The organism is Frigoribacterium sp. CFBP9030 (assembly GCF_034045195.1).
GTDB lineage: Bacteria > Actinomycetota > Actinomycetes > Actinomycetales > Microbacteriaceae > Frigoribacterium.
Map to the genome: position 1 here is coordinate 48892 of NZ_JAXCWG010000010.1, position 13493 is coordinate 62384.

Annotated in this window: 8 protein-coding genes; all 8 read left to right on the top strand. The window is 66.2% G+C overall.

What is annotated here, in order from left to right; all coding sequences use genetic code 11:
• The first annotated feature begins 179 nt into the window (after window positions 1–179).
• Window positions 180–3671, top strand: coding sequence for a DNA-directed RNA polymerase subunit beta (gene rpoB / locus SOM13_RS11440; protein ID WP_192061025.1), 3492 nt, complete (start codon window positions 180–182; stop codon window positions 3669–3671).
• Window positions 3672–3717: 46 nt separating this feature from the next.
• Window positions 3718–7599 (top strand): DNA-directed RNA polymerase subunit beta', encoded by a 3882-nt coding sequence (locus SOM13_RS11445; protein WP_192061026.1) that lies wholly within the window; start codon window positions 3718–3720, stop codon window positions 7597–7599.
• A 150-nt stretch (window positions 7600–7749) separates the two neighbouring features.
• Window positions 7750–8295, top strand: coding sequence for a GNAT family protein (locus SOM13_RS11450; protein ID WP_320479791.1), 546 nt, complete (start codon window positions 7750–7752; stop codon window positions 8293–8295).
• A 10-nt stretch (window positions 8296–8305) separates the two neighbouring features.
• Entirely contained in the window at window positions 8306–8851 is a 546-nt protein-coding gene (locus tag SOM13_RS11455; RefSeq protein ID WP_320479792.1) for a DUF6121 family protein, read from the top strand.
• A 262-nt stretch (window positions 8852–9113) separates the two neighbouring features.
• Window positions 9114–9488: a 30S ribosomal protein S12 gene (gene rpsL, locus SOM13_RS11460; RefSeq protein WP_043593380.1), complete on the top strand. Its 375-nt coding sequence runs from the start codon at window positions 9114–9116 to the stop codon at window positions 9486–9488.
• Window positions 9488–9958, top strand: coding sequence for a 30S ribosomal protein S7 (gene rpsG, locus SOM13_RS11465; RefSeq protein ID WP_055799861.1), 471 nt, complete (start codon window positions 9488–9490; stop codon window positions 9956–9958). The genes rpsL and rpsG overlap by 1 nt, the downstream gene beginning before the upstream one ends.
• Window positions 9959–10042: 84 nt before the next feature.
• Window positions 10043–12157 (top strand): elongation factor G, encoded by a 2115-nt coding sequence (fusA, locus tag SOM13_RS11470; RefSeq protein WP_243214130.1) that lies wholly within the window; start codon window positions 10043–10045, stop codon window positions 12155–12157.
• Between the two features lie 126 nt (window positions 12158–12283).
• Entirely contained in the window at window positions 12284–13477 is a 1194-nt protein-coding gene (gene tuf, locus SOM13_RS11475) for an elongation factor Tu (protein ID WP_192061030.1), read from the top strand.
• Window positions 13478–13493 lie beyond the last annotated feature (16 nt).

Genomic DNA, 13493 nt, shown 5'->3' on the forward strand with positions numbered 1-13493 from the left:
GTCATATTCCGGTCGGCGACGCACCTCCGAGTTCAGGCCCCCGAATATCGCGGCGGGGGCGTCCTCGGCTTCGACCTCCGGCCATGCGCCGCGGGGCCGACGTCCCCCGGGAGGGCCGTTCACCACTCACCATACTGTCCGACAGTGATGACCCGACGGGGTCCACGGAGGTAACTTCCTTGGCTGCTGCGAACACCGCAAACACCAACTCACCCAAGAACGGCCGAGGCGCATCGCGACTCTCGTTCGCCAAGATCACCGACACGCTGACGGTCCCCGACCTTCTGGCGCTGCAGACGGAGAGCTTCGACTGGCTCGTCGGCAACGACATCTGGAAGGAGCGCCTCGCCGAGGCGACCGAGCAGGGTCGCACCGACCTCGCCCTCCACTCCGGCCTGGAGGAGATCTTCGAGGAGATCTCCCCGATCGAGGACCTCGGCGAGACGATGCAGCTGTCGTTCACCGCTCCCGAGCTCGAAGAGCCGAAGTACACCATCGACGAGTGCAAAGAGCGCGGCAAGACCTACGCCGCACCGCTGTACGTCAACGCCGAGTTCATGAACCACCTCACCGGTGAGATCAAGACGCAGACGGTCTTCATGGGCGACTTCCCGCTGATGACCGAGCGCGGAACCTTCATCATCAACGGCACCGAACGTGTCGTCGTGTCGCAGCTCGTCCGCAGCCCGGGCGTGTACTTCGAGCGCGCCTCCGACAAGACCTCCGACAAGGACATCTACTCGGCTCGCGTCATCCCGAGCCGTGGTGCCTGGCTCGAGTTCGAGATCGACAAGCGCGACCAGGTCGGCGTCCGCATCGACCGCAAGCGCAAGCAGAGCGTCACCGTCTTCCTCAAGGCCCTCGGTCTGACGAGCGAAGAGATCACCGAGAAGTTCAAGGGCTTCGCCTCCATCGAGGCGACCCTCGAGAAGGACGCCATCCTCACCAAGGAGGAGGCGCTCAAAGACATCTACCGCAAGCTGCGTCCCGGCGAGCAGGTCGCTGCCGAGGCCGCGCGTGCGCTGCTCGACAACTTCTACTTCAACCCGAAGCGCTACGACCTGGCGAAGGTCGGTCGTTACAAGATCAACCGCAAGCTCGGCATCGACGCGCCCCTGGTCGACTCGGTCCTGACCGTCGACGACATCGTCGCGACGATCAAGTACCTGGTGTCGCTGCACGCCGAGCAGAAGACGATGGACGGAGTCCGCGAGGGCGAGTCCGTCGAGCTGCGTCTCGACGTCGACGACATCGACCACTTCGGCAACCGTCGCATCCGCGCGGTCGGCGAGCTGATCCAGAACCAGGTCCGCACCGGTCTGTCGCGCATGGAGCGCGTCGTCCGCGAGCGCATGACCACTCAAGACATCGAGGCGATCACGCCGCAGACCCTGATCAACGTGCGCCCCGTCGTCGCCGCGATCAAGGAGTTCTTCGGGACGTCGCAGCTGTCGCAGTTCATGGACCAGAACAACCCGCTGTCGGGTCTGACCCACAAGCGCCGCCTGTCCGCTCTCGGACCGGGTGGTCTGTCGCGTGAGCGCGCCGGCGTCGAGGTCCGAGACGTCCACCCCTCGCACTACGGCCGCATGTGCCCGATCGAGACCCCGGAAGGCCCGAACATCGGTCTGATCGGCTCGCTCGCGTCGTTCGCCCGCATCAACTCCTTCGGGTTCATCGAGACCCCGTACCGTCGCGTCGTCAAGGGCAACGTGTCCACGACGATCGACTACCTGACCGCGTCCGAAGAAGACGAGTACGTCGTCGCGCAGGCCAACGCGCCCCTCGACGACAAGTTCGACTTCGTCGACGACAAGGTCCTGGTCCGCAAGAAGGGCGGAGAGGTCGAGCTCGTCGGCAAGGACGAGGTCGACTACATGGACGTCTCGCCGCGCCAGATGGTCTCGGTCGCCACGTCGCTCATCCCGTTCCTCGAGCACGACGATGCGAACCGCGCCCTCATGGGTGCCAACATGCAGCGTCAGGCAGTCCCGCTGGTCCGCAGCGAGAGCCCGCTCGTCGGCACCGGCATGGAGGGCTACACGGCCATCGACGCCGGTGACGTGGTCACCGCCGACGCCGCCGGCGTGGTCGCCGAGGTCTCGGCCGACGTCGTCACCGTCCAGCTCGACGCCGGTGGAACCCAGGAGTACTACCTCCGCAAGTTCGACCGCTCGAACCAGGGCGCCAGCTACAACCACCGTGTGATCGTCGACGCCGGTCAGCGCATCGAGGTCGGCGAGGTCATCGCCGACGGACCCGCCACCGAGAACGGCGAGCTCGCACTCGGCAAGAACCTGCTCGTCGCGTTCATGCCCTGGGAGGGCTACAACTACGAGGACGCGATGATCCTGTCGCAGAACCTCATCAAGGACGACACGCTCTCCTCGATCCACATCGAGGAGTACGAGGTCGACGCCCGCGACACGAAGCTCGGCAAGGAGGAGATCACCCGTGACCTCCCCAACGTCAGCCCGGATCTGCTGGCCGACCTCGACGAGCGCGGCATCATCCGCATCGGCGCCGAGGTCCGCCCTGGCGACATCCTCGTCGGCAAGGTCACGCCCAAGGGCGAGACCGAGCTCAGCGCCGAAGAGCGTCTGCTGCGCGCGATCTTCAACGAGAAGAGCCGCGAGGTCCGCGACACGTCCCTGAAGGTGCCTCACGGCGAGCAGGGGACCGTCATCGGCGTCAAGGTCTTCGACTCGCAAGACGGAGACGACGAGCTCGGCTCGGGTGTCAACCAGCGCGTCGTGGTGTTCATCGCTCAGAAGCGCAAGATCACCGCGGGTGACAAGCTCGCCGGTCGTCACGGCAACAAGGGCGTCATCTCGACGATCCTCCCCGTCGAAGACATGCCCTTCCTCGCCGACGGAACCCCCGTCGACATCATCCTGAACCCGCTGGGCGTCCCCGGTCGAATGAACTTCGGCCAGGTGCTCGAGATCCACCTCGGGTGGATCGCGGCGCAGGGCTGGAACGTCGAGGGCATCCAGGAGTGGGCGAAGAACCTGCCCCCCGAGGCGCTCAGCGCCGCTCCCGGCACGAAGGTCGCCACCCCGGTGTTCGACGGTGCCGCCGAGCGCGAGATCGAGGGTCTGCTCGACTCGACCCTCCCGACCCGCGACGGGGAGCGCCTCATCGGCTCGTCCGGTAAGGCCCGCCTCTTCGACGGTCGCTCGGGTGAGCCGTTCCCGAACCCGATCTCGGTCGGCTACATGTACATCCTCAAGCTGCACCACCTCGTCGACGACAAGATCCACGCTCGCTCGACGGGTCCGTACTCGATGATCACGCAGCAGCCGCTGGGTGGTAAGGCGCAGTTCGGTGGTCAGCGATTCGGTGAGATGGAGGTCTGGGCCCTCGAGGCCTACGGCGCCGCATACGCGCTGCAGGAGCTCCTGACCATCAAGTCCGACGACATCCTCGGCCGCGTCAAGGTCTACGAGGCGATCGTCAAGGGTGAGAACATCCAGGAGCCCGGCATCCCCGAGAGCTTCAAGGTCCTCATCAAAGAGATGCAGTCGCTCTGCCTGAACGTCGAGGTCCTCTCGGCCGACGGCCAGACGGTCAGCCTGCGCGACACGGACGACGAGGTCTTCCGTGCCGCCGAAGAGCTGGGCATCAACATCTCTTCCCGCTTCGAGTCGTCGAACGTCGACGAGATCTAAGCCCTCCCCAGACGACGTCGACACTTTTTTCACAAAGGGATAAACATTGATCGAAGCAACAACTTTCGACGAGCTGCGGATCGGCCTCGCAACGGCCGACAACATCCGCGCTTGGTCGCACGGTGAGGTCAAGAAGCCGGAGACCATCAACTACCGCACGCTGAAGCCCGAGAAGGACGGCCTCTTCGGAGAGCAGATCTTCGGGCCCTCACGCGACTGGGAGTGCGCCTGCGGCAAGTACAAGCGAGTCCGATTCAAGGGCATCGTCTGCGAGCGCTGCGGCGTCGAGGTCACGAAGTCGTCGGTGCGCCGTGAGCGCATGGGCCACATCGAGCTCGCCGCTCCCGTCACGCACATCTGGTACTTCAAGGGCGTCCCCTCGCGCCTCGGCTACCTGCTCGACATGGCGCCGAAGGACCTCGAGAAGGTCATCTACTTCGCCGCCTACATGGTCATCTCGATCGACGAGGAGGGCCGTCACGCCGACATGCCCGGACTCGAGAACGAGCTCCGCCTCGAGATCAAGCAGCTCGAGTCGCAGCGCGACACGCGCATCGCCGACCGTCTCCAGAAGCTCGAGGACGACCTCGCCGCTCTTGAAGAAGAGGGTGCGAAGAGCGACCAGAAGCGCCGCGCGAAGGACGGCGCCGAGAAGGAGATGTCGCAGACGCGCAAGTCGTTCGACGAGGACATCAACCGCCTCGAGCGCGTCTGGGAGGACTTCCGGTCGCTGAAGGTCGGCGACCTCAAGCCGGAGGACGCCGTCTTCCACGAGCTCCAGGACCGCTTCGGCATCTACTTCGAGGCCCACATGGGCGCCGAGGCGATCAAGAAGCGCCTCGAGGGCTTCGACCTCACCACCGAGGCCGAGAACCTGCACCTGCAGATCTCCGAGGGCAAGGGTCAGAAGAAGATCCGCGCGATCAAGCGCCTGCGCGTCGTCAGCTCCTTCCTCGCCACGGGCAACTCGCCCGCAGCGATGGTGCTCGACGTGGTGCCGGTCATCCCGCCGGAGCTCCGCCCGATGGTCCAGCTCGACGGTGGCCGTTTCGCGACGTCCGACCTGAACGACCTGTACCGCCGCGTCATCAACCGCAACAACCGCCTCCGTCGTCTGCTCGATCTCGGTGCCCCCGAGATCATCGTCAACAACGAGAAGCGGATGCTGCAGGAGGCCGTCGACGCACTGTTCGACAACGGCCGTCGTGGTCGTCCCGTCACGGGTACCGGCAACCGCGCCCTGAAGTCCCTGAGCGACATGCTCAAGGGAAAGCAGGGTCGCTTCCGCCAGAACCTGCTGGGCAAGCGAGTCGACTACTCGGGTCGTTCGGTCATCATCGTCGGCCCGACGCTGAAGCTGCACCAGTGCGGTCTGCCCAAGCAGATGGCTCTCGAGCTCTTCAAGCCCTTCGTCATCAAGCGCCTGATCGATCTGAGCCACGCTCAGAACATCAAGTCGGCGAAGCGCATGGTCGAGCGTTCGCGTCCGCAGGTCTGGGACGTCCTCGAAGAGATCATCCGCGAGCGTCCCGTGCTGCTGAACCGTGCGCCCACGCTGCACCGTCTCGGCATCCAGGCGTTCGAGCCCCAGCTCGTCGAGGGCAAGGCCATCCAGCTGCACCCGCTCGTCTGCGCGGCGTTCAACGCCGACTTCGACGGCGACCAGATGGCCGTCCACCTGCCGCTGTCCGTCGAGGCCCAGGCCGAGGCGCGCATCCTGATGCTCGCGTCGAACAACATCCTGAAGCCGTCCGACGGCCGTCCGGTGACCCTGCCCGCACAGGACATGATCATCGGTCTGCACTACCTGACGACGGTCACCCCCGGCGCCACCGGTGAGGGCCGCTCGTTCTCGTCGGTGTCCGAGGCGATCATGGCCATGGACCAGGGGTCGCTCGACCTCAACGCCATGGTCAAGATCCGCATGAACGGCGTGCACTTCGCCGAGGGCGAGGCGCCCGAGGGCTACGAGGTCGGTCAGGACATCCTGCTCGAGACGACGCTGGGTCGCGCTCGCTTCAACGAGAACCTCCCCGCCGACTACCCCTTCGTGCAAGAGGTCGCCGACAAGGGCATGCTCTCGACCATCGTCAACGACCTGGCCGAGCGGTACCCGAAGGTCGCGGTCGCCGCGGCGCTCGACAACATCAAGGACGCCGGCTTCTACTGGGCCTCGCGCTCCGGTGTGACCGTCGCGCTGTCCGACGTGCTGACGCCGCCGCGCAAGCCCGAGATCGTCGCGGGCTACGAGAAGCAGGCCGCGGCGGTCCAGTCGGAGTTCGACAAGGGTCTGATCTCGGACGCCGAGCGTCGTGCCGACCTGATCAAGATCTGGACGGAGGCCACGAACGAGGTCGCCGCCGAGATGCGGGCGAACTTCCCGATCGACAACACCATCAACCGCATGGTGACGTCGGGTGCTCGTGGTAACTGGCTGCAGGTGCGCAACATCGCCGGCATGCGAGGCCTGGTGAACAACCCGAAGGGCGACATCATCCCCCGCCCGATCATCTCGTCGTACCGCGAGGGTCTGTCGGTGGCCGAGTACTTCATCGCGACGCACGGTGCCCGCAAGGGTCTGGCCGACACGGCCCTCCGTACGGCCGACTCGGGGTACCTGACCCGTCGACTCGTCGACGTGTCACAGGACGTCATCATCCGTGAAGACGACTGCGGCACCTCGCGAGGCCTCGAGATGCCGATCGCCGCACCCGACGCCGACGGCGTCATGGTGCGCGACGCGACCGTCGAGAACACCGTGTTCGCACGGTCTCTCGCCGCGGCCGCGGTCGACGCCAAGGGCACGGTGCTGGCCGAGGCCGGCGCCGACGTCGGAGACGTGCTGATCGACGAGCTCGTGGCGGCCGGTGTCGAGACCATCAAGGTCCGCTCCGTCCTCACCTGCGAGGCCGCCGTCGGTGTCTGCGCCCAGTGCTACGGCCGTTCGCTGGCCACGGGCAACCTCGTCGACATCGGAGAGGCCGTCGGCATCATCGCGGCCCAGTCGATCGGCGAGCCCGGCACGCAGCTCACGATGCGCACCTTCCACACCGGTGGTTCGGCTTCGGCCGACGACATCACGCAGGGTCTTCCCCGCGTGACGGAGCTGTTCGAGGCGCGTACCCCCAAGGGTGCGTCCCCGATCGCCGACGGTGCCGGTCGCATCACCATCGAGGACACCGACAAGGCTCGCCGCGTCATCCTCAACCTCGACAACGGAGACGAGCCGGTCATCTACCCGGTGCTCAAGCGCTCGACCCTCCTCGTCGAAGACGGTCAGCACGTCGAGCTCGGCGCGCAGATCATCGCGGGCGCCGTCGACCCCAAGGAGGTCCTGCGAGTCAAGGGCGTCCGTGCGGTTCAGCAGCACCTCGTGGGCGGCGTGCAGGACGTCTACCGCTCGCAGGGTGTGCCGATCCACGACAAGCACATCGAGGTCATCGTCCGTCAGATGCTCCGCAAGGTCACCGTCGTCGACCACGCCGACACCGATCTCCTCCCCGGAGAGCTCGTCGACCGGTCGAAGTACAACGAGATCAACCGTGCTGCGCTGACCGAGGGCAAGCGGACCGCGTCCGCTCGTCAAGAGGTCATGGGCATCACCAAGGCCTCGCTGGCGACCGAGTCGTGGCTGTCGGCCGCGTCCTTCCAGGAGACGACCCGCGTGCTCACGCAGGCCGCGATGGAAGGCAAGAGCGACCCGCTGGTCGGTCTGAAGGAGAACGTGATCATCGGAAAGCTGATCCCCGCGGGCACCGGTCTGTCGCGTTACCGCGACGTCTCGGTCGAGGCGACGGAGGAGGCGAAGGCCGAGCGGTACCCCAACCGCGTGTTCACGGACGACGCGTCGTTCAACGAGGCTGACCTCAGCTTCGTCGACTTCGACTCGTTCTCGTCGGACGACTTCACGCCCGGCACCTACAACTGATCCGCGGAGGTGCGGTGAGGGTCAGTCCCGCACCGCGCCTCCTCGAATCGACACAGGGCCCCGGTCCACGCCTCGTGCGTGGACCGGGGCCCTCCGTCGTCCCCGCCTCACTCCGGCGGGTGACCGTTACCGGGCGATAGGGTCGGCGGCGTGCGCTACGAACGGCAGCTGTCAGACACGGTCCACCTGAGGGAGGCGCGGGTCGACGACGCCGCGTCCCTCGCCGCCGCCTACGACCGCAACAGGGCGCACCTCGCCCCCTGGGATCCCGAGCGCACGCCCTCCTTCTTCACCGAGCACGGTCAGCGCAGCGTCCTGGCCGGTCGGCTCGCGTCCTCGGCGGCGGGGGAGGGGCAGTCGTTCCTCCTGATCGAGGGCGACGAGGTCGTCGGCGGCATCTCGCTCAACCAGATCGTCCGCGGCCCCGTGCAGCGGGCGACGGTCGGCTACTGGCTCGACCACGAGCACGTCGGTCGGGGGCTGGCGACGACCGCCGTCGGAGCCGTCGTCGACTTCGCGACCGTGACCCTGCGTCTGCACCGCCTCGAGGCGGGAGCGCTGCCCCGCAACGCCGCGTCACGGGCCGTGCTGACCCGCTCGGGCTTCGTCGAGTACGGCTATGCGGCGAGCTACCTGCGCATCGCGGGCGTGTGGGAGGACCACGTGCTGTACCACCGCCTCCTCGGCTCGGCGTAGCCTCGACGACATGAATCGCGCCGTCTACGCGGTGATGGGCACCGTCCTCTTCGCGGCGCTGATCATCACCACCGCCGCGTTCGAGAGCGTGCTCCTCGACCGCGACGTCATCGCCGAACCCGACGCCGGCACCCTCCTCGGCCCCGCGATGTTCGCGGTGGCGGTGCTGATCGTGCTGCTGTCGCTCCTGCGGTCCGCCGCCCTGGCCGACGCCGTCGACGGGGCCGCGCCGACCATGCGCGGCGCGTTCCCCGCCCAGCCGGCCGACGATCCCGCCCGGCGAGCCGCGACCCGGCCGGCGCTCGATCCCGACGACGAGCTCCGTCCGCGGCACGCTCCGCTGCTGCCGGCCGCGATCACGACCGCTGCGCTCGTCTATCTCGCGATGCTGCTCGTCGGGTCGGTCTGGTACGGGCTGGTCAGAGACGACCTGTTCTGGGCGACGCTCTTCGCCGGGCGGTACGCGCTGTCGCCGCTCGTGCTCGGCTCCGCGCTGTGGGCGGGTCTCGTCGTGGCGGGCACCGTCGCCGTCTCGCGTGTCGCACCCCAGGCGTAGGTCGTCGGGGGCTGCCCCGCGGTCTGCCCCGCGGCCGGCCGACATTTGATTAACCCCCCGGGTCGAAGCTATGCTCTAGCGGGTGTGCGTTTAACCGCGCCCACACCGAATACCCCTCGGCGTCGCCGTCGAGTCGGGTAGCGACCGTCTCGGTCTCCGAGACGAGGATTCCGGCGATTCCGCCGGACAGAGCACAGCGATGCGAGAGCAGCGCGACTCGACCGGGTCGTCAGACCGGGCCGAGATCGAACGAGGAGAACCAGTGCCAACTATTCAGCAGCTGGTCCGCAAGGGACGCACGCCGAAGGTCGTCAAGACCAAGGCCCCCGCCCTGCGGTCCAACCCCCAGCAGCGTGGCGTGTGCACGCGTGTGTACACCACCACCCCCAAGAAGCCGAACTCCGCGCTCCGCAAGGTCGCTCGTGTGAAGCTCTCGAACGGCACCGAGGTCACCGCCTACATCCCCGGCGAGGGCCACAACCTGCAAGAGCACTCGATGGTGCTCGTCCGCGGCGGTCGTGTCAAAGACCTCCCCGGTGTGCGCTACAAGATCGTCCGTGGCGCCCTCGACACCCAGGCCGTGAAGAACCGCAAGCAGGCTCGCAGCCTCTACGGTGCGAAGAAGGACAAGAAGTAATGCCTCGTAAAGGACCCGCGCCCAAGCGCCCTGTCGTCGCCGACCCGGTCTACGGTGCGCCGATCGTCAGCCAGCTCGTCAACAAGATCCTCCTCGACGGCAAGAAGGGGCTCGCCGAGCGCATCGTCTACGGTGCTCTCGCCGGCGTCTCCGCCAAGAACGACCAGGACGCGGTCGCCACGCTGAAGAAGGCGCTCGACAACGTCCGCCCGACTCTCGAGGTCCGTTCGCGTCGCGTCGGCGGTTCGACCTACCAGGTCCCCGTCGAGGTCAAGCCCCACCGCGCCAACACCCTGGCTCTCCGCTGGCTCACCAGCTACGCCAAGGCTCGTCGCGAGAAGACCATGACCGAGCGTCTCATGAACGAGATCCTCGACGCCTCGAACGGTCTCGGCGCCGCTGTCAAGCGTCGCGAAGACACGCACAAGATGGCCGAGTCGAACAAGGCCTTCGCGCACTACCGCTGGTAACCGGCCGAGGAGGCGCGGTGTGCGCATCAAGCGCACCGCACCTCCTCGTCCCCCCACTCCCCACCTATCCCTTCGGAGGAACCCGTGGCACAAGATGTGCTCACCGACCTGAACAAGGTCCGCAACATCGGCATCATGGCTCACATCGATGCTGGCAAGACGACGACCACCGAGCGCATCCTGTACTACACGGGCATCACCCACAAGATCGGTGAGGTCCACGACGGTGCGGCCACGATGGACTGGATGGCGCAGGAGCAAGAGCGCGGCATCACCATCACCTCGGCTGCGACGACGTGCTTCTGGAACAAGAACCAGATCAACATCATCGACACCCCCGGTCACGTCGACTTCACGGTCGAGGTCGAGCGCTCGCTCCGCGTCCTCGACGGCGCCGTCGCCGTCTTCGACGGCAAGGAGGGCGTCGAGCCCCAGTCCGAGACCGTCTGGCGTCAGGCCGACAAGTACGACGTGCCCCGCATCTGCTTCGTCAACAAGATGGACAAGCTCGGCGCCGACTTCTACTTCACGGTCGACACGATCATCAACCGCCTCGGCGCCAAGCCGCTGGTCATGCAGCTCCCGATCGGTGCCGAGAGCTCCTTCGAGGGCGTCGTCGACCTGGTCGAGATGCGCGCCCTCACGTGGCGCGGTGACGCCAAGGGTGACGTCGAGCTGGGTGCCAAGTACGAGATCGAAGAGATCCCCGAAGACCTGAAGGAGAAGGCCGCGGAGTACCGCGCCAAGCTCCTCGAGACGGTCGCCGAGTCGGACGACGCGCTGCTCGAGAAGTACTTCGGTGGCGAAGAGCTCACGATCGCCGAGATCAAGGGCGCCGTCCGCAAGATGACGGTCAACTCCGAGCTGTACCCGATCTTCTGCGGCTCCGCCTTCAAGAACCGCGGCGTCCAGCCGATGCTCGACGCGGTCATCGACTACCTCCCCTCGCCGCTCGACGTGCCTCCCATGGAGGGCCACGACGTCCGCGACGCCGAGAAGGTCATCATCCGCAAGCCCGAGTCGTCGGAGCCCTTCTCGGCTCTCGCCTTCAAGGTCGCGGTGCACCCGTTCTTCGGTCGTCTGACCTACGTCCGCGTCTACTCGGGTTCGATCGAGTCCGGCGCCCAGGTCATCAACTCGACCAAAGACAAGAAGGAGCGCATCGGCAAGATCTTCCAGATGCACTCCAACAAGGAGAACCCGGTCGAGAGCGTGACCGCCGGCCACATCTACGCGGTCATCGGCCTGAAGTTCACCACGACCGGCGACACCCTGTGCGACCCGTCCGAGCAGATCGTGCTCGAGTCGATGACGTTCCCCGAGCCCGTCATCGAGGTCGCCATCGAGCCGAAGACCAAGGCCGACCAGGAGAAGCTCTCGCTGGCCATCCAGAAGCTCGCCGAAGAGGACCCGACGTTCCGCGTCGAGCTCAACGTCGAGACCGGTCAGACGGTCATCAAGGGCATGGGCGAGCTCCACCTCGACATCCTCGTCGACCGCATGAAGCGCGAGTTCAACGTCGAGGCGAATGTGGGCAAGCCCCAGGTCGCCTACCGCGAGACCCTCAAGAAGGGCATCGAGCGGTACGACTACACGCACAAGAAGCAGACCGGTGGTTCGGGTCAGTTCGCGAAGATCCAGATCGCGCTCGAGCCCTACGAGGTCACCGCCGAGTCGACCTACGAGTTCGTCAACAAGGTCACCGGTGGTCGCGTGCCGCGCGAGTACATCCCCTCGGTCGACGCCGGCATCCAGGACGCCATGCAGGTGGGTGTCCTCGCGGGCTACCCGACCGTGGGTGTCCGGGCGCTGCTGCTCGACGGTGCGGCGCACGACGTCGACTCGTCCGAGATGGCCTTCAAGATCGCCGGGTCGATCGCCTACAAAGAGGCGGCTCGCAAGGCCCAGCCCGTTCTCCTCGAACCGCTCATGGCGGTCGAGGTCCGTACGCCCGAAGAGTATATGGGCGACGTCATCGGCGACCTCAGCTCGCGACGCGGGCAGATCTCGTCGATGGAAGACGCCAGTGGTGTGAAGGTCGTTCGGGCCAGCGTGCCGCTGTCGGAGATGTTCGGATACGTCGGTGACCTGCGGTCGAAGACCTCGGGTCGTGCCGTCTACTCGATGACGTTCGAGTCCTATCAGGAGGTCCCCTCGGCGGTCGCCGAGGAGATCATCCAGAAGAACAAGGGCGAATAGTCCCGAACCACGCGGCCGAACCTCGACCGCGTAACATGTACACACACCAATCCGCAGTGTCCGGTAGGCCGGGTCATCGACCCGGCCCCCGGCTCCACTGCAACCGAGTCCTGAGGAGGACCCACAGTGGCTAAGGCCAAGTTCGAGCGGACCAAGCCGCACGTCAACATCGGAACCATCGGTCACGTCGACCACGGCAAGACCACGCTCACCGCGGCGATCACCAAGGTGCTGCACGACAAGTACCCCAACCTCAACGAGGCGTCGGCGTTCGACCAGATCGACAACGCGCCCGAAGAGAAGCAGCGCGGCATCACGATCAACATCTCGCACGTCGAGTACCAGACCGAGAAGCGCCACTACGCTCACGTCGATGCACCCGGCCACGCCGACTACATCAAGAACATGATCACCGGTGCGGCTCAGATGGACGGCGCGATCCTCGTGGTCGCCGCCACCGACGGCCCGATGCCCCAGACGCGTGAGCACGTCCTGCTCGCCCGTCAGGTCGGCGTGCCCTACATCGTCGTGGCCCTGAACAAGTCCGACATGGTCGACGACGAGGAGATCCTCGAGCTCGTCGAGATCGAGGTGCGCGAGCTCCTCTCCAGCCAGGACTTCGACGGCGACAACGCTCCCGTCGTGCAGGTCTCCGCTCTCAAGGCCCTCGAGGGCGACGAGAAGTGGGCCGCCACGGTCGCCGACCTGATGGACCAGGTCGACGAGAACGTGCCGGAGCCCGTCCGTGCGACGGACCAGCCCTTCCTCATGCCCGTCGAGGACGTCTTCACGATCACCGGTCGTGGAACCGTCATCACCGGTCGTGTCGAGCGAGGCATCCTGAAGCCGAACGACGAGGTCGAGATCGTCGGCATCAAGGAGAAGTCCTCCAAGACCACCGTCACCGCCATCGAGATGTTCCGCAAGACCCTCGAAGACGCACGCGCCGGTGAGAACGTCGGACTCCTGCTCCGTGGCACGAAGCGTGAAGACGTCGAGCGCGGCCAGGTCGTCGTCAAGCCCGGCTCGATCACGCCCCACACCGAGTTCGAGGCGAACGTCTACATCCTCTCGAAGGACGAGGGCGGCCGTCACAACCCGTTCTACGCGAACTACCGCCCGCAGTTCTACTTCCGCACCACCGACGTCACGGGTGTCATCACGCTGCCCGAGGGCACCGAGATGGTCATGCCCGGCGACACGACTGAGATCACCGTTCAGCTGATCCAGCCGATCGCCATGGAAGAGGGCCTCCGCTTCGCCATCCGCGAGGGTGGTCGCACGGTGGGTGCCGGTACCGTCACCAAGATCGTCAAGTAAGTACTGGTCCTCCAGC

Excerpts from the sequence above, each read along its gene's own strand:
- rpsG (WP_055799861.1), top strand. The coding sequence starts at position 9,488 with ATGCCTCGTAAAGGACCCGCGCCCAAGCGCCCTGTCGTCGCCGACCCG.
- SOM13_RS11455 (WP_320479792.1), top strand. The coding sequence starts at position 8,306 with ATGAATCGCGCCGTCTACGCGGTGATGGGCACCGTCCTCTTCGCGGCG.